Genomic DNA, 19930 nt, shown 5'->3' on the forward strand with positions numbered 1-19930 from the left:
CCCATAGATGCTCGCCCGGTTGTCCTTCCTATTCCGGCATGTAATAGTGATAGGAGGTGAGCATGATGATGCAATATGGAGGATGCATGAATAATCAGGTCCAGCCAGTCGTCTGCCCGACGCAATACCGCTACCATGACACATTCGTCCCTCAGGAAGTGCCGTACATCCATCCGATTGTTAATGTGAATCGTCAGCATACGGTGGAAGTGCCACGCCATTATTACACAGAGACAAATACAACAGTACCAGGAGGCACGACGACCGCATATCCAGGATTCGGTCCAGGATTCGGCGGTCCAGGATTTGGTCCAGGGCCTGGCCAGGGATTCGGCAGGAGACGCCGGTTCTTTTAAATGCTCTTGAAATATGGACGAAGAAAAGGCGAAGGGAATGGGCCCTTCGCCTTTTTGACGTATCTGAATCCCTTATTCCACGTTAAAGTATCTGGCGTCCGGGTGGGCGAAGACGATCGCCGAGACGGAAGCTTCTGGCTCCATCATGAATTCCTCTGTGAGATGGACGCCGATGTCTTCAGGTTTGATCAGGCTGAATAGTTTCGTCTGGTCTTCGAGGTTTGGGCATGCCGGATAGCCGAACGAGAAACGCTGCCCCTGGTATTTTGCCGCAAACCGTTCGCGCATCGTGAAGTCGGTCGCGTCCGGGAATCCCCATTGATCACGCATTTCCTGATGGACTCGCTCCGCAAACCCTTCCGCAAGTTCCAGCGCCGTCGCCTGAAAGGCATGGCTTTCAAGGAATTTTCCCTCTGCCTTCAGTTGGTTCGCATAGTCCCGTACCCCGTGTCCCGCAGTCACCTGCATGAAACCGACATAATCCATGATGCCGCTGCTGACCGGCTTCAGATAATCGGCGAGACAGAGGAACGGCGCCTTTTCCTGCCGCGGGAACGTGAATCGCTCGATCTCCGTGCTGGCATCCGACGGGTCATAGATGATGACGTCATCGCCGTCCGATTGGGCCGGGAAGAATTGATACATGCCGGAAGCCCCAAGGTTCCCCGATTCCAGGAAACCCGTGACCAGTTCATGTAGTTCGCAAGCACGCGGATCCCCTTCAGCGAGCAGCTTGTCGGAGTACCCCCGGAGCCCGAGGTGATGGCCGATCAATGTCCGCATGTTGACATACGGATACAGGTGGGAGACCGAATAGTCTTTCAGCACCCGCCTTCGCAAATCCTGCGGCGTAAAGACCGGCACATCTTCGCGGACTGTTTTAACCGGTTTTTCAAGAACGGCGACTGCAGTGTCGCGCGATCCGCGAATCGCTTCCGCCTGGGCGCGCTTCTCCTGTTTTTCGATGAGCTCGCTCAGCAGCTCTTCCTTCCCGCCTCCTTGCAGGCGGTTCGCGAGGTCTAGACCTTGCATGGCATCTTTCGCAAATAAGACAGGGCCTCCATATTCAGGCGCAATTTTCGTCTCCGTGAATCTGCGGGTGAGCGCAGCACCGCCGACCATGACAGGTATGTCAATGCCAGCCGATTTGAAATCTTGGGCGGTGAGCACCATTTGCTGAGCGCTTTTCACGAGCAATCCGGAGAGGCCTACGATATCCGGCTTTTCTTTCCGGATCGTTTCAATCAATGTTGCGGGCGTCACCTTGATGCCGATATCAATCACTTTGAAACCGTTGTTGCTCAGGATGATATCTACGAGGTTCTTGCCGATGTCATGCACATCGCCTTTCACTGTCGCAAGGATGATCTTCCCTTTTCCAGAGTCATCCTCTTTTTTCTCCATGAACTGCTCAAGGAAGGAGACGGACGCCTTCATGACCTCGGCGCTCTGCAGCACTTCCGCCACGATAAGCTGGTTGTCGTTGAACAGCCTGCCGACTTCGGCCATGCCTTCCATGAGCGGCCCGTTAATGATATCGAGCGGCGTGTCATACATTTTCAGAGCCTCTTCCAGATCCGGAATGAGCCCTTCCTTCGTCCCCTCGACAACATAATAAGCGAGCCGCTCGGGTACGGTTTTCGGTATATCGTCTTCAGTCTTCTCTTTCTTCTTGTCCCGGTAGAAATCAGTGAAGTCGGCGAGCGTCTGATCCGTCGTCTTAAAGAGCAGGTCATTCGCGAGCTTGATTTCATTTTCAGGAATCGAGGCATACCGCTCCAGCTTCTCGGTGTTCACGATGGCATAATCGAGGCCAGCCTGCACACAGTGGTAAAGATAGACGGCATTCAGCACTTCGCGCCCGACCGGCGGCAATCCGAACGACACGTTGCTGACGCCGAGTGTCGCCAGTGACCGAGGCATCTTCTCCTTGATCAGCCGGATCCCTTCAATCGTCTCGACTGCCGACCCGATATACTGCTCGTCGCCAGTTCCAACAGGGAAGACAAGCGGGTCGAATATGATATCTTCCGGTGCAAGTCCCCATTTGTTTACAAGCAGGTCATAGGACCGCTGAGCGATTTCAAGTTTGCGTTCCCGCGTCACAGCCATCCCGGTTTCGTCGATCGTGCCGACGACGACAGCTGCCCCGAACTTCTTCACAAGAGGGAGCACCGCGTCGAAACGCTCCTCGCCGTCCTCCAGATTGATGGAGTTGATGATCGCTTTTCCTTGCGAGTATTTCAGCGCCTCTTCAATCACTTTTTCATCTGTCGAATCAATGACAAGAGGGACCTTCACTTTCTTGACGACCTCTTCCATGAACCGCTTCATATCATCCAGTTCATCGCGGTCGGGATTGGCGAGACAGATATCCAGCACATGCGCGCCGCCTTTCACCTGGGCGCGGGCGATCTCCGCAGCCTCCTCGAACTTCTCCTCAACGATGAGCCGCTTGAATTTCCGGGAACCGATGACATTGGTCCGTTCCCCGATCAATAGCGGCCGCATGGATGGGTCGTAGACGAGCGGTTCGATGCCGGATACGACATGCGGATGGCCTTCCTCCGGTTTCGGGCGGGGAGGGAGGCCGCCGACCGCTTTCCGGATGGCGCGGATATGGGCGGGGGTCGTGCCGCAGCATCCGCCGATCATGTTCAGCCAGCCTCTTTCTGCGAATCCTTTCAGCTTCTGTGACAGGGATTCGGGTGATTCATGGTAATGCCCTTCCTCATCCGGCAGGCCGGCATTCGGATAGCAGGTGACATAGCTTGTCGCGAGGTCCGAAAGCGAGCGCAGATGATCGGTCATGAATTCCGGGCCTGTCGCACAATTAAGGCCGACCGAAAGGGGATTGATGTGCTCGATGGAGACATAGAATGCTTCGATGCTCTGGCCGGCAAGGGTGGTGCCCATCGGTTCAATTGTTCCGGAGATCATGACAGGCAGTTCGATGCCCGTCTCTTCGAAGGCCCGCCGGATGCCGATTGTCCCTGCTTTGACATTCAGCATATCCTGGCTCGTCTCCATGAGCAGGAGGTCAGCGCCCCCTTCGATGAGCGCTTTCGCCTGCACATAAAAGTCTTCCGAGAGTGCGTCGAATGTGATGCCGCCTGTGACAGACAATGTCTTCGTCGTAGGTCCGATTGCACCGGCCACGAAGCGGGGACGCTCAGGCGTTGAGAATTCTGCTGCGCACTCTTTCGCGAGCTCGACCGCTTTTTTATTGATGGCGTGGGCATGCTCCCCAAGGCCGAATTCGTTCAGGACAAGCGGAGTGCCGCCGAATGTATTTGTGCTGATGATGTCAGCGCCTGCTTCAAGATACTCCGAATGGATCTTTTTCAAGATGTCGGGCCGCAGGATATTCAGGTATTCATTGCAGCCTTCATAGTCCTCTCCGCCAAAATCCTCCGCGGACAGGTTTTCGGCTTGCAGCATCGTCCCCATCGCTCCGTCAAGAATCAGGATGCGCTTCTCCAGTTGTTGTTCAATAAGATGTTTCGGCATGGACCAAACCCCTCTCCTTCTGTGCATCAAGTTCGTTTATATGATCTATCAATTCTAGTGACATATCATAGCGGAGAAACGGCGTGATGATATAGATGCCGTTGAACAGGCTTGCCGCCGTATCGATCAGTTCCTTCGCTATCGCAATACCCTCAGCTGTCGCCTTCTGACGGTCTTCGCCGCAAGCTCGCATCCTCTCCAGTACATCATCTGACAGCTTGATGCCCGGCACTTCGTGGTGCAAGAATTCGGCATTGCGGATATTCGTCAGCGGCATGATGCCGAGGAAGATCGGTGTCTCCAGATGTTTTGTCGCTTCGTGGATCTCAATGATTTTTTCCTTTGTATAGACAGGCTGCGTGATGAAATAATCAGCGCCGCACTCGATTTTCTTCTCGAGCCGCTTCACGGCACGATCCAGCACCCGGACATTCGGGTTGAAAGCAGCTGCTACTGAGAAGTTCGCTTTCTTGCGGAGCGGTTTCCCCGAGAAGGAAATCCCTTCATTCAATTGTTTGATCAGCTGCAGCAGCTCCATGCTCGATACATCATAGACGCTTGTCGCACCCGGGAAATCGCCGACTTTAGTCGGGTCCCCTGTCACCGCAAGGATATCGTGGATGCCGAGCGCATCCAGTCCCATGAGATGCGATTGCAGGCCGATCAGGTTATGGTCGCGGCACGTGATATGGACGAGCGGCCGGATGTCGTTCTCGAGTTTCAAGATCGACCCCATCGCCATGTTGCTGATCCGCGGGGAAGCGAGGGAATTGTCCGCCATTGTGACGGCGTCGACTCCTGCAGCATACAGCTGTTTCGCTCCTTCGATATAGGGGGCTGTCTCCAGGTGGCGAGGTGTATCCAGCTCGACAATCACCGTCCGCTTGGTTTTCGCCTTCTCGTGAAGCGGTTCATGGCTCGCAGGCTCCGCTTCCCGGATGATGATCGGCTTCTTCGGTCTCGCGGTCTTCTTTGTGACCGGCGCAAGACCAGCCAGATGTTTCTTGGCGGCAGCGATATGATTCGGCGTCGTGCCGCAACAGCCGCCGATGAGCCGGACGCCTTCATTCCGCAACAGGACAGCGGCCCGCCCGAAATAATCCGTCTCCGACACATAGACGATCCGTCCGTCTTCCACGTCAAGCAGACTCGCATTCGGCGCAGCGGACAGGAAAGCGCGCTCCGGCAATGTGACCGTCTCGAACGCCTGGATCGTATGATAAGGGCCGAGGCGGCAGTTGACACCGACGACATCCGCCCCGATCGCTTCCAGTTCATGGAGCGCGTCATTCAGCTGCAACCCTTGCTGCAGCACGCCGGGCTCTTCCATGGATACTTGGGCGATGATCGGCAGGTCTGTCAATCCGCGCAACTCCTTTACAACAGCGGATAACTCATTAAAATCATAATACGTCTCAAGCAACAGGCCATCCGGTTGTCCGGAAAGGAGGGGGTCTGCCTGCTCCCTGACGATACGGAGCACATCTTCTATTGACAGGTCGCTGCGCCGGACGCCACGCAGCCCGCCGATCGTGCCGAGTACGTACTGCCCGCCTGGCGCGGCCGCTTCTTTGGCGATCTGGACGGCCGCTTCGTTGAATGCTTTCACCTGATCTTCAAGGCCATAGCGGGCGAGCTTATGGCGGTTTGCGCTATATGTATTTGTCTGGATGATATCTGCACCCGCCGCAATATAATCGGAATGGATCTTGGCGATCGTCTCCGGCTTTGTCACATTCAGTTCTTCATAACAAAAATCAATGCCGTTGGAATAGAGGAGGGTCCCCATCGCTCCGTCAGCCGTCAATATATTCGTCTTCAATTTTTCTAGCAACTTCATCCCATCGCACCCTTTCATGTTATATCAGCCGGCGGCAGTGAGAAGGTTGGAAAAATAAAAAAAGCCTTCATTGAAAAAAGAAGGCTTTTACATGCGTGGAATGAACGCTCCTTCTCATCTGCCGGACAGCTTGCCCGCTGGAATTAGCACCTGACCACGTATGGCTGGTTGCTGAAGCGTCATCGGGCCAGTCCCTCGGCTTCTCTTGATAAGAATCATTATTAGGTTTTTCGAAATATTTAACACATCATAACGTGGATTCCCCATGGCGTCAACCCTCGTTTGCACAAAAGGGCGGATATGATACACTTGCGGTAGGACAAACATGGAAGGTGAACGGCTTGCGAATATTCAAATACTCGGTTCCGATCGCGATCATCGTAGGATGGATCGCCTGGTTCATGCTCGGCAATAACTTTCAGGAAGTCCCAAAGGAGCACCGTCTCTGGATCGTGCTAGGGGCGGGCCTGCTCAGCGGGATCCTCGCTTATTTCCTCTTTCCGAAAAGCGAGGAACGAAAAAAATAGAAGAAGTGGCGCACTGGCTTTCCGCTAGTGCGTCTTTTTATAGTGGGCATGAGTGCGTGCCCCCAATTATGCTCGTGAACGCCCGTTTAGCCATGTCGAACGCCTGATTCGGCCCAGGAACGCCCGTTTAGCCATGTCGAACGCCTGATTCGGCCCAGGACCGCCCGTTTAGCCATGCCGAACGCCTGATTCGGCCCAGGAACGCCCGTTTAGCCATGTCGAACGCCCGATTCGGCCCAGGAACGCCCGTTTAGCCATGTCGAACGCCCGATTCGGCCCAGGACCGCCCATTTAGCCATGTCGAACGCCCGAATCCGTCCAGGAACGCCCGTTTAGCCATGTCGAACGCCCGATTCGGCCCAGGAACGCCCATTTAGCCATGTCGAACGCCCGAATCCGTCCATGAACGCCCATTTAGCCATGTCGAACGCCCGATTCCGCCCAGGAACGCCCGTTTAGCCATGCCATGCGCCCGAATCCCAAATAACCTGCCAGGCCTTCCTCCAGCCAACGCCAACAGCCTTTCATTTGTGTTAACCTAAAATAAAATAAGGTTGACACAATACCTCGTAATCTTATATTCTAAAAATGGAATACATATTTGGAAATGGAAATGGGGTTATTTGTATGACGACTGCTACAGTAAAGCAAAAGGGGAGTATGAGTGCGCTGAGCCTGGTGTATTGCGCCATGTTCGCTTCACTCATGATGATCGGTGCCAATATTACATCGTTCGTGCCGTTTTTAGTGGTCGGCGGGGTGCCGATCACCTTGCAGACATTCTTCGCCGTTCTTGCGGGATTGCTGCTCGGCAGCCGGCTTGGGGCGGTTGCCATGACGGTCTATATGGCTGTCGGCCTGGCGGGTGCACCTGTATTTGCGAAATTCTCGGGTGGGTTTGGCCAGCTCCTCAGTCCGACATTCGGGTTTGTCGTTTCCTTCATTATCGTCGCCTATATAGTAGGGAAGATTGTTGAGAAGAACAGCAGCTTGAAATCCTATATTGCAGCTGCGATTTTGGGGACGGTCATCAACTACCTGATCGGCACGAACTGGATGTATTATGCCTATAAGTTATGGGCTGCTGCACCCCCGGTATTTACGTACAAGATTGCATGGGCCTGGATGGTGCCTCCGCTGCCGAAAGATTTCCTCCTGGCCATACTGGCTGGAATCTTTGGCTACAGGATGTCTAAAGTGCTCAAGATCAAGAGGGCGCTGCGATGAATTATGAAGCACTCGCTGATCGTGTATTGCAAGGACATGAGTTGACCGGCGCGGAGGCGCTGTCCATATTGGAGTCGCCGGATGAGGATCTGCTTCCTCTTCTCCACGCTGCTTATAAGATTCGGAAACATTACTTTGGCAATAAAGTAAAACTCAACATGATCATTAATACAAAATCCGGCCTTTGTCCGGAAAACTGCGGATATTGCGCACAATCGATCGTCTCAAAAGCACCCATCGAGAAGTATGCGATGATGAAACAGGAAGAGATTGTCGCGGGAGCGGAACGGGCTGCAGCTGCTAGCGCGGGAACATATTGCATCGTCGCAAGCGGCAGGGGGCCGGTGAACCGGGAACTCGATATCGTCGTTGAATCCGTTAAGGAGATCAAAGAGAAGCATCCTCAAATGACGGTTTGCGCATGTCTCGGCATCTTGAAGCCGGGCCAGGCGGAACGTCTCAAAGAAGCGGGCGTCGACCGGTACAATCATAACCTCAACACATCTGCCGCCCACCATAGCAGCATTACGACTTCTCACACGTATGAGGACCGTGTTAGTACGGTTGAATCTGCAAAGACCGCAGGCATCTCGCCTTGTTCGGGAGTCATCATCGGCATGCGTGAAACGAGAGAGGACGTCATCGATATGGCACGCAGCCTCCGCGTGCTGGACGCGGACTCCATACCGGTCAACTTCCTGCATGCGGTCGACGGCACGCCGCTCGAAGGCACGGATGAGCTGACACCCCTTTACTGCTTGAAAGTGCTCAGCCTTTTCCGGTTCATCAATCCATCCAAGGAGATCCGGATTTCGGGCGGACGGGAAGTGAACCTGCGCTCGCTCCAGCCGCTTGGCCTATATCCTGCGAATTCCATCTTTGTCGGTGATTATTTGACGACAGCGGGCCAGGAAGGTGACAACGATCTTCAAATGCTCAAAGACCTCGGTTTCGAAGTCGACCTGCTTCCACTTCAAAAAGAGGCTGCCAGTATTTCTTGAATAATTCCTGCCAACCAAAAAGCACGCAGCCGGCTTCTCGCCGCGCGTGCTTTTTCGTCATACCCGGTATGGTTCCAAGATGTTCTCCTTCCCGTCCGTCAAAAAGTTGAACACTTTATCTGAAGGGTCGTATGGTTCTCCGTAAAATGCTTCATCCTTGTACGTATGGATATCTTCGTACGTCTGTTTCATCGCTTCGTAAACACTTTTCTCATCCGCATCTTTCGGGGACCAATACAGGATCTCGAGGTCATTGTGCTCGCCTGTCGCGATTGAACGGCGGCGATATCCGATGCGGGAAGCGTGGTGGAAATGTTCCCTTGCGTAAAAACGCAGGCGCTTCATCGTATCGGTATCCTCATAATCAACCGGTTCCACTTCGAGGATGATCGGCTTCCCTTTCTTTTTCAATGACATCAGCAACTTCTTTCCCAGTCCTGCGCCGCGTGATTCGGCGGAGACAAAAAGGTAATCAATGAAAATGAAAGATTCCATCTCAACATACATTAGAACGTGATGAGGTCCTTCTTCTTTTATATAGACATTCTTCTTATCTTTCAGCAGCGCGTCCATATGTTCTTTTGACTTCATTTCTTCAATCGGGAAGTACTCACTCAGCTTCTTGTACCAGTTCATGTTGGTAAATCTCCTCCACAGTCGCTATGTACCTGGAGCTTTTTGTTTAAAGAGGGGCCAGTCGTGTGTATAGCATAGGTGTCAATGCTTTGGGGGAAGGACCCTAAATAAGAGGAAAAAAGAGGTCAGAAAAAAATCCTCAGCTTACTGTATACCCGTTCTCACCATATGCAAACATTTTTCCGGATAGTAGGCAAATTCATTGCGAAAATCAAATGGAATCATGTAATATAAAGTCAAAGATAGTCAAAGTCAATTGACATTCACACTTCGAAAGGGAAGGAGTGAAAAACATGCGGAACATTTCGGACATAATTGAAGGGTATTTAAAAATGATTATCGAAAAGGGAGATAACGGCGTCATTGAGATCAAGCGGAGTGAAATCGCGGAGAAGTTCCAATGCGTTCCCTCGCAGATCAATTATGTCATTAATACCCGTTTCACACTGGAACGCGGCTATGCGGTTGAATCGAAACGGGGAGGGGGCGGATATATCCGAATCTACAGGGTGCAGACCAATTCGCATAAAGAATTGATCGAACATATCGTAGAGGGAATCCGTGAGGGCGCCACCTATACAATGGCTGAAGATGTCATATACAGATTGCTGCAAGAAGAAGCGGTCTCTGAGCGCGAAGCGAAAATCATCCTGGCCGCTGTTGACAGGACGACACTCCATTACCCGATTCCTGAACGCGATCATATCAGGGCCCGCATATTACGGGCGATGCTCTTGACGCTTCTGTACGAACAACAGGACGACTAGTGAAACTTACGAATTTGAGGTGGCCTATATGTTATGTGAAATCTGCAATGAAAGACCGGCTTCTGTCATCTTCACACAAGAGACGATGCACGGGGCGACGGAACGCCATCTGTGCGAGAGATGTGCATTCCAATCGCAGATGTCCCACTATGGATCGGGTGAGGAGCCATTATCGATCCAGCAATTTCTATCAAATTGGCTGAGCGGAACAGAAGCCATGCAAGTGCAGCAGGCAAGAGAATCATTCCCTGAAGGGCCGAAATGCCCAGAGTGCGGCCTGACGTTCCGGAAATTTCTTGATGTCGGCAAATTTGGATGCCCGACCTGTTATGAAACATTCCGGGAACGGCTTCCTAGACTGTTTGTCAAACTTCACAATGGGCACTCGGTCCATAAAGGGAAAGTTCCCGTTTCCTTCAATGAGCAGTACGCCCTCAAAAAGCGTGTGGAAGAAATTCGCAGAAAGATGCAGGATGCGATCGCTGAGGAACGATTCGAGGAAGCCGCTGCTCTGCGTGATGAAGCGAATGAGCTGAAACGGATGCTGGCGGAAGGAGGAGGCTCAGGCAATGTCGATCGATAAGTTCATGAAAAATGCGGTGACAGGCTGGATGACTTCCCATGGTGAGCATTCGGATATCGTCATGTCGACAAGGGTCAGACTTGCTCGCAACCTTCGGGGGCATCGGTTCCCGATCGCCGCTACAGACGAAGATGCGAAAGAAGTTGATAGGCAAGTAGCGGATAGCTTGCTTAATTCAGAAAAAAATGGGTATTCCTATATGAAGATGTCTGATTTACCTGTGCTGGATCGGCAGGTGCTCGTCGAGAAGCATCTGATCAGTCCGCAATTGACCGATCCTAAGCGCCAGGGGGCAGTCATCCTGTCTGATGATGAGAAAGTGAGCATCATGGTGAATGAGGAAGATCATGTGAGGATCCAGTGCATTTATCCGGGTCTTCAGATTGACACGGCATACGAAATGGCGAATGAGGTCGATGATGATCTGGAAAAGAAACTGCCGTACGCATTTGATGAGGAATTCGGCTATTTGACAAGCTGTCCATCCAATACGGGCACTGGCATGCGTGCGTCCGTCATGATGCACTTGCCGGCTCTGACAATGACGAAGCAGATTAACAGGATTGTCCCGGCGATCTCGCGTCTCGGATTTGTCGTCCGCGGCAGTTACGGCGAAGGAAGCGAAGCGCTCGGCAACATTTATCAAGTCTCGAATCAGGCGACGCTCGGAAAGACAGAGAAAGAAATCCTGTCGGAGCTGAAAAATATCACGATGCGGATCATAGCCCACGAGAGGAGATCGCGTGAGCTGCTTCTCGCCAAATCGAAACTGGCCGTCGAAAATAAGCTGTTCCGTTCCCTCGGGGTGATCTCGTTTGCCCGGATCCTTCCCTCCGAAGAAGCGGCAAGATGCCTGTCGGATGTCCGTCTCGGCATCGACCTTGGTCTCATCGAAGACCTTGACATGACGATTCTGAATGAGCTGATGGTCTTCATGCAGCCTGGCTTCCTTCAGCATTTTGCGGGATCCGAGCTTTCGGCAGAAGAACGGGATGTCTTCCGGGCGAAAATGTTCCGCGAACGCCTTGCGCCGGATTGCCAGGATCAAGCTGATAGCAGCGGGGAATGAGCATCTTCTTTGCACAGGCAAATGCCGTTTAGTATAATTAAGTCAAAGATAGTCAAAGTCAAACAAAGGACATCTTTTACGAAATGGAAAAACGCCTATATCTTCCGTATAGGAATGAGGGCGGGTTTTTCCTTCATATGCATGTCTTATAAGTTTTGTTTAAAAAAAGAGTTCCCTCTCCCTTTGCCGGAGAGTTTTTATGAAACACGATAAAGGAGTGGAATGGATATGATGTTCAACAACCGTCTTACACAACGGGCGCAGAAAGTTCTGCAGCTTGCACAAGAAGAAGCAATCCGTATGAAACACGAATCCATCGGCACTGAACATATTTTACTCGGCCTCATCAGAGAAGGCGGCGGCATTGCCGCAAAAGCGCTTGAAGCGATCGATGTCAGCTTTGAAACGATTGAAAAGGGAGTGGAAAGCCTTGTCGGCACCGGCACGAAGGAAGTGGGCCCGATCGTCCACTACACGCCTCGCGCCAAGAAAGTGATTGAGCTTTCCGTGGATGAATCACGGAAACTCGGCCACTCGTATATCGGCACGGAACATATCTTGCTTGCCCTCATCCGTGAAGGGGAAGGCGTTGCGGCGCGCGTCCTTAACAATGCGGGCGTCAGCTTGAACCGGGCGCGCCAGCAAGTGCTCCAACTGCTTGGCAGCAACGACACGAGCGTCAGCAGCCAAGGCACTGCATCCTCGGCCTCGACGCCAACGCTAGACGGACTTGCACGCGACTTGACTGAAATCGCGCGGGAAGGGTCTCTCGATCCGGTGATCGGACGCAGCAAGGAGATTACCCGCGTCATCGAGGTGCTTGCTCGCAGAACAAAAAACAACCCTGTCCTGATCGGGGAACCAGGCGTCGGTAAGACGGCAATCGCGGAAGGGCTTGCCCAGCAGATCGTCAATAACGAAGTGCCTGAGATCCTGCGCGACAAACGGGTTATGACACTTGACATGGGTACCGTCGTCGCGGGAACGAAATATCGCGGTGAATTCGAGGACCGCATGAAGAAAGTGATGGAAGAGATCCGCCAGGCGGGCAATATCATCCTGTTCATCGATGAGCTGCATACGCTGATCGGTGCAGGGGGCGCTGAAGGTGCAATTGACGCCTCTAATATTCTGAAGCCGTCGCTTGCCCGCGGAGAGCTTCAGTGCATCGGGGCGACGACTCTGGATGAATACCGGAAATATATCGAGAAGGATGCCGCGCTTGAGCGCCGGTTCCAGCCGATCCAGGTGGATGAGCCGACTGTCGAGGAATCGATTCAGATCATCCATGGTTTGCGAGATCGCTATGAAGCGCATCACCGGGTGAAAATTACGGATGAGGCGATCGAGGCGGCAGCGAAAATGTCCGACCGCTATATCTCGGACCGTTTCCTTCCTGACAAGGCGATCGATCTGATCGATGAGGCGGGTTCTAAGGTGCGCCTCCGTTCCTACACGACGCCTCCTAACTTGAAAGAGCTTGAAGCGAAGCTGGAATCTGTGCGCCACGAAAAGAACGCAGCGGTGCAAAGCCAGGAATTCGAAAAGGCGGCTTCTTTCCGGGATAAGGAACAGAAGATGAAAGAAGAACTTGAAAAGACGAAGGCCGAATGGAAAGAGAAGCAAGGACAGAAGGAGTCTGAAGTGACGGTCAATGACATTGCTGAAGTCGTCGCAATGTGGACCGGTGTTCCGGTTGCGAAAATCGCGGAGACGGAAACTGCGAAACTTCTTAATATGGAAGAAGCGCTCCATGAGCGGGTCATCGGCCAAGCCGAGGCGGTCACAGCCATTTCGCGTGCGATCCGGCGCGCCCGCGCAGGACTCAAAGATCCGAAGCGTCCGATCGGTTCCTTCATCTTCCTCGGTCCTACCGGCGTCGGTAAGACGGAACTCGCCCGTGCGCTTGCGGATGCGATGTTCGGCGACGAAGATGCGATGATCCGCATCGATATGTCGGAGTATATGGAGAAACACGCGACATCCCGTCTCGTCGGATCTCCTCCAGGCTATGTCGGATATGACGAGGGCGGCCAATTGACCGAGAAGGTGCGGCGCAAGCCATATTCGGTCGTCTTGCTGGATGAGATTGAGAAAGCGCACCCTGATGTATTCAACATCCTTCTGCAAGTGCTGGAAGATGGCCGATTGACCGATTCGAAAGGACGTACTGTCGACTTCCGCAATACGGTCATCATCATGACTTCGAACGTCGGGGCAGAAACACTCAAGAAGAACCGCTATGTCGGTTTCAACTTGCAGGACGGCGAGCGCGATTACGAAGACATGAAGGCGAAAATGCTGGAAGAATTGAAGAAGGCGTTCCGCCCTGAATTCTTGAACCGTGTCGATGAAATGATCGTCTTCCACTCTCTTGAAAAAGAGCATTTGAAAGAGATTGTTACCCTCATGGCAAACGAATTGAAGAAGCGTCTTGCGGAACAGGATATCGAGCTTGTCCTGACAGACGCGGCGAAGGAGAAAATCGCTGAAGAAGGGTATGATCCTGATTACGGCGCGCGTCCGCTTCGCAGGGCCCTACAGAAACATGTCGAAGATAAACTCTCTGAGGAATTGCTGAAAGGCAAAGTATTGACCGGAGGCATGGTTACTGTTGACGTGGAAGATGGGGAATTCGTCGTGAAGACGGAGAAGGAACCTGCCCTCAAGGAATAAGGAAAGTGCCGCGGGTGTAGCTATGCCCGCGGCCATGTTATAATAAAGAGAATCAAAAGGATGGCCCTTCTGCCCGTTGAAGCGTGGTGGGGAGCGGCTGTCTTTTCGTCTATATATGGGGGGTTGGAATGGCTAAGAAAAAGACGAAGTTCATGTGCAAGTCGTGCGGATACGAATCGCCGAAGTGGATGGGCAGATGCCCTGGCTGCGGTGAATGGAATACGATGGATGAGGAAGTGGAGTTTGTCCAAAAAGGCCCGCGGGGGGCGTTCCAGCACTCGGATCGCGTCCAGAGCAAAGCGGTGCCGATCAATAAGATCGAAACGATGCAGGAACCGAGGATTGATACGGATCTGGGTGAATTGAACCGCGTGCTCGGAGGCGGGGTCGTTCCCGGATCGCTCGTACTGGTCGGCGGAGACCCGGGTATCGGGAAGTCGACGTTACTTTTGCAAGTATCTTCCCTGCTTGCAAACAGAGGCCTGCGGGTATTGTATATTTCAGGCGAGGAGTCGATCAGGCAGACGAAACTGCGCGCAGAGCGGCTCGGCGTGAAATCGGATGAGTTGTATATCTATGCGGAAACCGATCTTGGGAAGATCCATGAGGCGATCGAAGAGGTGAAGCCGCAGCTCGTCATTGCGGACTCCATCCAGACGATCCACCACCCGGAAGTGACGTCGGCGCCGGGCAGCGTTTCCCAGGTGCGGGAATGTACAGCGGAACTCATGCGCATCGCAAAGACGCAGAACATTGCGATCTTCCTCGTCGGACACGTGACAAAAGACGGCCAGATTGCAGGTCCGCGGCTTCTTGAGCATATGGTGGATACAGTCCTCTATTTTGAAGGGGAGCGCCATCATACGTACAGGATCCTCCGGAGTGTAAAAAACCGGTTTGGATCCACGAACGAGATTGCGATTTTCGAAATGTTGCAGTCCGGCCTGAAGGAAGTGCTCAATCCGTCCGAACTCTTCCTCAGGGAACGGTCACAGGGCGGGGCAGGCTCGACAGTCGTCGCTTCAATGGAAGGTACGCGGCCGATCCTTGTTGAAATCCAGGCGCTCGTAACGCCGTCCAGCTTCAATTATCCAAAACGGATGGCGACAGGCATTGACCAGAACCGGGTATCCCTTTTGATGGCTGTCCTGGAGAAACGGCTGGGTATGCTTTTGCAAGCGCAAGATGCGTACATCAAAGTTGCGGGCGGCGTAAAGCTGGATGAGCCTGCGATTGATCTCGCTGTGCTGATGAGCATCGTGTCGAGTTTCCGCGACGCTGCTGCAGGCGCCACCGACTGTTTCATCGGCGAAGTCGGGCTGACTGGCGAAGTGCGACGGGTCTCCCGTATCGAACAGCGTGTGTCTGAAGCCGCCAAACTTGGGTTTGAACGGGCGATCATTCCTGCCTCCAATATGGGAGGGTGGGAATACCCGGAAGGTATCAAAGTCATTGGCGTCGAAACAATACGAGAGGCGATGCAGGAGGCGTTTGGCGGAAGCTGATGTGCGGGGCCCTTCAGCCTCGCATCTCCCTTTCCCCGGGGGGAACCTCAATACAGGTTTTCTAGTCAGTAGTACGGTAAAGGGCCATTGAAGCGAAAATGGAAAAATACATGTATAGTTAATACTAATCAAAGGAGGTGTTCGAATGTTGAAATGGGTCGTACGTATCGGGTTCCTTCTCATCGGCGGCACTCTTGGCGTTTTGTTCTTACCGCATTTATTCACCTTGTTTTCATTTACTTCCAAGCCATGGATTGAGAATCCGTACACCGAAGCTGTGATTGGAGCCATATTGCTCACGATCGTTGGCGTTTTCCTAACTGAACCGATTGTGAACTTCATCAAATGGATGGAGGACCGGCTCCTGAAAGCGCCGATATTCGATCTGCTGTTTGGAACGCTTGGTCTGATCGTTGGATTGATCGTCGCGTTTCTCGTAAGCTTCGGTCTTGGAAGCGTCGAAATTCCTGTCATCACTTCCATTATTCCTATCTTGCTCTCCATCCTTCTTGGCTATCTCGGTTTCCAGGTCGGCTTTAAAAAACGGGAGGAATTCATCAGCGCGATGTTCGCGATGAAGAACAGCACCCCGAAAAAGAAAGAGGGGGAGGAAGCCGAGGCGCGAGTATGCGGAGATAAGATTCTCGATACGAGCGTCATCATCGACGGCAGGATCGCCGATATTGCCGCTACCGGTTTTTTGGAAGGGCTTCTCGTCGTGCCGCAGTTCGTCCTTACCGAGCTTCAGCATATCGCGGATTCGGCGGACTCGCTGAAACGCACGAAAGGCCGCCGGGGACTTGATATTCTGAAAAGGCTCCAGACGGAAGAAGGACCGGAGATCTTCATTACGGATGAAGACTTCGCAGATGTGCCGGAAGTGGACTTGAAACTGGTCAGACTGGCGAAAAGCAGGGGAGGCCTTGTTGTCACGAATGATTTCAACTTGAACAAAGTGGCTGATTTGCATGGCGTCTCAGTTCTGAACATCAACGACCTGGCCAATGCTGTCAAACCCGTGGTCATTCCGGGTGAAGAACTGCAGGTCGCTGTCATCAAAGACGGCAAGGAAGCCAATCAGGGTCTCGCATATCTGGATGACGGCACGATGATTGTCATCGAGGAAGGGAAGTCGCATATCGGCAGCACGATCAATGTCGTCGTGACGAGTGTGCTTCAAACGTCTGCAGGCCGGATGATCTTCGCAAAGCCGAAGCAAGGAAAGCATGATATGAATGGACGTAAAATGGAAAGATGGGGAAGTTAGTGGCGTATACTGTAATGTTACCGGCAGCGGGCAGCGGAAAACGGATGGGGGCAGGCCATAACAAGCTGTTCTTAGAGCTTGGCGGCAAGCCGATTCTGATCCGGACGCTCGAACTGTTTGAAAAGGACCCGGCATGCGATGCCATCATCTTGGCTGTGCGCGGTGATGAACGACAGAAAATCATGGATATGATCAAGACGTTTTCCATCACGAAAGCGGCAAAAATTGTGGAAGGCGGGGCTGAGCGGCAGCAGAGCGTCGCTGCATGCATTGCGGCACATACAGGCGGCGGTGTCGTCCTTGTCCATGATGCAGCGCGTCCATTTGTGCACAAGGAAGTCGTCCATGAACTGGCCCGGACGGCGGAAGAACATGGAGCTGCTGTCGCGGGCGTGAAAGCGAAGGATACGATGAAAGTCGTGCAAGAGGGCATCGTCCAAAGTACTGTCGACAGGGAATCCCTCTGGATAATCCAGACGCCGCAGGCATTCCGGTATGAAGTGCTAAAAGAGGCCTCGGACCGGGCGGAAGCGGAAGGGTTCATCGGGACTGACGAATCGATGCTCGTGGAGAGGTTCGGACACCCTGTGCGTATTGTGGAGAGCACATATGATAATTTGAAAATGACGACGCAGGAAGACCTGGCAATCGGCGAGGTCTTCCTTGCACGGTTGACTTAGGAGGATAATGATGATTCGAGTGGGACAAGGATTTGACGTACATCAGTTTGAAGAAGGAAGGCCGCTTATTATCGGCGGCGTGACCATTCCGCATGATCGGGGGCTCACCGGCCACTCGGATGCTGACGTCCTTTTGCATACGATCACAGACGCCGCACTCGGCGCAATCGGAGAAGGCGACATCGGCAAGCATTTCCCGGATACGGATGCGGCATTCAAAGACGCCGATTCGGCAGTGCTTCTGGAAAAGATCTGGGCGCTTGTCGAGGAAAGGGGATATCGCCTAGGGAATATCGACTGCACAATCATCGCGCAGCGGCCGAAGATGGCACCCCATATCGATACGATCCGTGAAAGGGTCGCGGAGCTGCTCAAAGCGGATGTCTCCCAGGTGAATGTCAAAGCGACGACGACTGAAAAACTAGGTTTTACCGGCAGGGAAGAAGGGATCGCTTCCATGGCGACCATCCTGCTTGTGAAAGAATGAACCTTTCGCGAAAAGCCTGCGGGTGATAAACTATTTTATGGATCAATGGATATGAACGAACGGGATGGAGGTTTCATTATGTCAAAAGAAGTACGCGTACGTTACGCGCCAAGTCCGACCGGCCATTTGCATATTGGCGGAGCGCGGACGGCTTTATTCAACTATTTGTTTGCCCGGCATCATGGTGGTAAATTTGTCATCAGAATCGAAGACACAGATACAGAGCGGAATATCGAAGCGGGAGAACTGTCTCAGCTGGATAACCTGAAATGGCTCGGCATCCATCATGACGAATCCGTCGATATTGGTGGCCCGTATGCTCCGTACCGCCAGACGGAACGATTGGATACGTACAAAGAGCATGCACAGCGTATGCTCGATGAAGGACATGCATACAAATGTTTCTGTACGCCGGAAGAGCTGGATGCGGAGCGTGAGAAACAGAAAGAAGCCGGAATTGCAGCACCGATGTACGCGGGAACATGCCGCAACCTTACCGCTAGCGAAGTGGCGGAAAAAGAAGCGGCTGGCATGCCGTACACCATCCGCATGAAAGTCCCTGAAAATGTGACATACGAAGTGGACGATATGGTTCGCGGAAAAGTGGCTTTCGAGTCGAAGGATGTCGGAGATTGGGTGCTTGTGAAAACGAACGGCATCCCTACTTACAACTTTGCGGTCGTGATTGATGACCATCTCATGGACATTTCCCACGTATTCCGCGGGGAGGAGCATTTGACGAACACGCCGAAACAGCTCATGGTCTATGATGTGTTCGGCTGGGACTATCCAAGGTTCGGCCATATGACGCTCATCGTGAATGAAGACCGGAAAAAGCTCTCAAAACGCGATGAATCGATCATCCAGTTCATCTCCCAGTACAAGGAGCTCGGCTATTTGCCGGATGCGATGTTCAACTTCTTCGCATTGCTCGGCTGGTCGCCGGGCGGGGAAGAGGAGATCTTCACGCATGACGAACTGGTCGAACGTTTCGATGAAAGCAGGCTTTCGAAATCACCTTCGATGTTCGACAAACAGAAACTCACATGGATGAACAACCAATACATCAAAAAACTGAGCCTGGACCAAGTGATTGAGCTCACCTTGCCGCATCTCGCAGCAGCGGGACGCGTGCCGGAAGACATGACAGACGAACAGCGCAACTGGGTCCATGACCTGATTGCCTTATACCAGGCACAGCTCAGCTACGGAGCGGAAATCGTTGAATTGACCGCCCAGTTCTTCACGGATGACATCGAATATGATGAACCATCAAAAGAAGTGCTCAGCGGGGAACAAGTGCCTGAAGTGATGGCCTCTTTCCATAAGCAATTGGAGGAGCTCGACTCGTTTGACGCAGACTCCATCAAAGCAGCCATCAAGGCCGTGCAGAAGGAAACGGGGCATAAGGGCAAGAATCTCTTTATGCCGGTCCGGATTGCAGTCACAGGGCAGATGCATGGTCCTGAGCTTCCTGATTCAATTGCGCTCATCGGCAAGGAGAAGGCGCTTGAGCGTGTTGCCCGCTTGATGTGACCGGACCATCAGACATCACGATTGACTTTCCGATTAGTCCGTGTACAATTGACGTACGATAGAATGAACGAAAAAAGCGTGGATGAGGAGAAGTACATAGCGCAAGCCTGACAGAGAGGGTCATCACCGGCTGAAAGTGACCCAGGCCGCTGCACTAAGGAAATGCACCTCTGAGTGCCGTGCCGAAGCAGTTTCAGTAGGCCGGACGTCTCGCCAGCGTTACTTGGCGATAAGCGGAAAGGCGGTCAGTGCCGTCTTTCAAG

At 52.8% G+C, this 19930-nt stretch carries 16 protein-coding genes, 1 riboswitch and 1 other annotated feature (1 of these 18 only partly in view); of the genes, 13 read left to right on the top strand and 3 right to left on the bottom strand.

All coding sequences use genetic code 11. The features are described from left to right. The first annotated feature begins 65 nt into the window (after positions 1-65). A complete protein-coding gene (locus tag ACZ5FK_RS10905) occupies positions 66-356 on the top strand; it encodes a hypothetical protein (protein WP_464804933.1) in 291 nt (96 codons plus the stop codon). 72 nt (positions 357-428) lie between these two features. Here ACZ5FK_RS10905 and metH read toward each other — a convergent pair whose 3' ends face one another. Continuing rightward, positions 429-3866 carry a methionine synthase gene (metH, locus tag ACZ5FK_RS10910; RefSeq protein ID WP_464804934.1) on the bottom strand — a complete coding sequence of 1146 codons (3438 nt, stop codon included), beginning with the start codon at positions 3864-3866 and terminating at the stop codon, positions 429-431. Then, positions 3847-5706 (bottom strand): bifunctional homocysteine S-methyltransferase/methylenetetrahydrofolate reductase, encoded by a 1860-nt coding sequence (locus ACZ5FK_RS10915; RefSeq protein ID WP_464804935.1) that lies wholly within the window; start codon positions 5704-5706, stop codon positions 3847-3849. Before ACZ5FK_RS10915 ends, metH begins: the two co-directional genes overlap by 20 nt. A gap of 111 nt (positions 5707-5817) precedes the next feature. Further along, positions 5818-5921: riboswitch (SAM riboswitch) on the bottom strand. 126 nt (positions 5922-6047) lie between these two features. Here ACZ5FK_RS10915 and ACZ5FK_RS10920 point away from each other — a divergent pair. The 3 genes from ACZ5FK_RS10920 (at position 6048) to bioB (ending at position 8461) form a co-directional block, all read left to right on the top strand. Then, on the top strand, positions 6048-6233 hold the full coding sequence (locus ACZ5FK_RS10920; RefSeq protein WP_464804936.1) for a histidine kinase: 186 nt from the start codon (positions 6048-6050) through the stop codon (positions 6231-6233). 627 nt (positions 6234-6860) lie between these two features. Next, complete coding sequence (locus ACZ5FK_RS10925) at positions 6861-7460, top strand: biotin transporter BioY (protein ID WP_464804937.1); 600 nt, start codon at positions 6861-6863, stop codon at positions 7458-7460. Beyond that, positions 7457-8461: a biotin synthase BioB gene (gene bioB / locus ACZ5FK_RS10930; protein ID WP_464804938.1), complete on the top strand. Its 1005-nt coding sequence runs from the start codon at positions 7457-7459 to the stop codon at positions 8459-8461. The genes ACZ5FK_RS10925 and bioB overlap by 4 nt, the downstream gene beginning before the upstream one ends. Before the next feature lie 57 nt (positions 8462-8518). On the opposite strand, the gene ACZ5FK_RS10935 is transcribed toward bioB, so the two are convergent. Continuing rightward, entirely contained in the window at positions 8519-9097 is a 579-nt protein-coding gene (locus ACZ5FK_RS10935; RefSeq protein ID WP_464804939.1) for a GNAT family N-acetyltransferase, read from the bottom strand. Between the two features lie 293 nt (positions 9098-9390). Here ACZ5FK_RS10935 and ACZ5FK_RS10940 point away from each other — a divergent pair, with 293 nt between their 5' ends. The 9 genes from ACZ5FK_RS10940 to gltX all read left to right on the top strand — a co-directional run bounded on the left by ACZ5FK_RS10940 (position 9391) and on the right by gltX (position 19667). Continuing rightward, the gene (locus ACZ5FK_RS10940; RefSeq protein WP_464804940.1) at positions 9391-9864 is read left to right on the top strand and encodes a CtsR family transcriptional regulator; all 474 of its coding nucleotides are present in this window, start codon (positions 9391-9393) and stop codon (positions 9862-9864) included. A 28-nt stretch (positions 9865-9892) separates the two neighbouring features. Next, a complete protein-coding gene (locus ACZ5FK_RS10945) occupies positions 9893-10447 on the top strand; it encodes a UvrB/UvrC motif-containing protein (RefSeq protein WP_464804941.1) in 555 nt (184 codons plus the stop codon). After that, a complete protein-coding gene (locus tag ACZ5FK_RS10950) occupies positions 10434-11516 on the top strand; it encodes a protein arginine kinase (protein ID WP_464804942.1) in 1083 nt (360 codons plus the stop codon). Before ACZ5FK_RS10945 ends, ACZ5FK_RS10950 begins: the two co-directional genes overlap by 14 nt. A 228-nt stretch (positions 11517-11744) precedes the next feature. Continuing rightward, the gene (gene clpC, locus ACZ5FK_RS10955) at positions 11745-14192 is read left to right on the top strand and encodes an ATP-dependent protease ATP-binding subunit ClpC (RefSeq protein ID WP_464804943.1); all 2448 of its coding nucleotides are present in this window, start codon (positions 11745-11747) and stop codon (positions 14190-14192) included. Between the two features lie 128 nt (positions 14193-14320). Continuing rightward, a complete protein-coding gene (radA, locus tag ACZ5FK_RS10960) occupies positions 14321-15697 on the top strand; it encodes a DNA repair protein RadA (protein WP_464804944.1) in 1377 nt (458 codons plus the stop codon). 145 nt (positions 15698-15842) lie between these two features. Beyond that, positions 15843-16964: a PIN/TRAM domain-containing protein gene (locus ACZ5FK_RS10965; RefSeq protein WP_464804945.1), complete on the top strand. Its 1122-nt coding sequence runs from the start codon at positions 15843-15845 to the stop codon at positions 16962-16964. Further along, complete coding sequence (ispD, locus tag ACZ5FK_RS10970) at positions 16964-17644, top strand: 2-C-methyl-D-erythritol 4-phosphate cytidylyltransferase (RefSeq protein WP_464804946.1); 681 nt, start codon at positions 16964-16966, stop codon at positions 17642-17644. The genes ACZ5FK_RS10965 and ispD overlap by 1 nt, the downstream gene beginning before the upstream one ends. A 10-nt stretch (positions 17645-17654) precedes the next feature. Continuing rightward, the gene (ispF, locus tag ACZ5FK_RS10975; RefSeq protein ID WP_464804947.1) at positions 17655-18131 is read left to right on the top strand and encodes a 2-C-methyl-D-erythritol 2,4-cyclodiphosphate synthase; all 477 of its coding nucleotides are present in this window, start codon (positions 17655-17657) and stop codon (positions 18129-18131) included. A gap of 78 nt (positions 18132-18209) precedes the next feature. Continuing rightward, positions 18210-19667 (top strand): glutamate--tRNA ligase, encoded by a 1458-nt coding sequence (gene gltX / locus ACZ5FK_RS10980; RefSeq protein WP_464804948.1) that lies wholly within the window; start codon positions 18210-18212, stop codon positions 19665-19667. Between the two features lie 70 nt (positions 19668-19737). After that, positions 19738-19930 (top strand) — a binding site (T-box leader) (it continues 34 nt past the right edge of the window).

Source organism: Sporosarcina sp. GTC18466 (assembly GCF_055389225.1).

Coding starts and splice junctions, on each gene's coding strand:
- ACZ5FK_RS10905 (WP_464804933.1), top strand. CDS start 66: ATGATGCAATATGGAGGATGCATGAATAATCAGGTCCAGCCAGTCGTC.
- metH (WP_464804934.1), bottom strand. CDS start 3,866: ATGCCGAAACATCTTATTGAACAACAACTGGAGAAGCGCATCCTGATT.
- ACZ5FK_RS10915 (WP_464804935.1), bottom strand. CDS start 5,706: ATGAAGTTGCTAGAAAAATTGAAGACGAATATATTGACGGCTGACGGA.
- ACZ5FK_RS10925 (WP_464804937.1), top strand. CDS start 6,861: ATGACGACTGCTACAGTAAAGCAAAAGGGGAGTATGAGTGCGCTGAGC.
- bioB (WP_464804938.1), top strand. CDS start 7,457: ATGAATTATGAAGCACTCGCTGATCGTGTATTGCAAGGACATGAGTTG.
- ACZ5FK_RS10935 (WP_464804939.1), bottom strand. CDS start 9,097: ATGAACTGGTACAAGAAGCTGAGTGAGTACTTCCCGATTGAAGAAATG.
- ACZ5FK_RS10940 (WP_464804940.1), top strand. CDS start 9,391: ATGCGGAACATTTCGGACATAATTGAAGGGTATTTAAAAATGATTATC.
- ACZ5FK_RS10945 (WP_464804941.1), top strand. CDS start 9,893: ATGTTATGTGAAATCTGCAATGAAAGACCGGCTTCTGTCATCTTCACA.
- ACZ5FK_RS10950 (WP_464804942.1), top strand. CDS start 10,434: ATGTCGATCGATAAGTTCATGAAAAATGCGGTGACAGGCTGGATGACT.
- clpC (WP_464804943.1), top strand. CDS start 11,745: ATGATGTTCAACAACCGTCTTACACAACGGGCGCAGAAAGTTCTGCAG.
- radA (WP_464804944.1), top strand. CDS start 14,321: ATGGCTAAGAAAAAGACGAAGTTCATGTGCAAGTCGTGCGGATACGAA.
- ACZ5FK_RS10965 (WP_464804945.1), top strand. CDS start 15,843: ATGTTGAAATGGGTCGTACGTATCGGGTTCCTTCTCATCGGCGGCACT.
- ispF (WP_464804947.1), top strand. CDS start 17,655: ATGATTCGAGTGGGACAAGGATTTGACGTACATCAGTTTGAAGAAGGA.
- gltX (WP_464804948.1), top strand. CDS start 18,210: ATGTCAAAAGAAGTACGCGTACGTTACGCGCCAAGTCCGACCGGCCAT.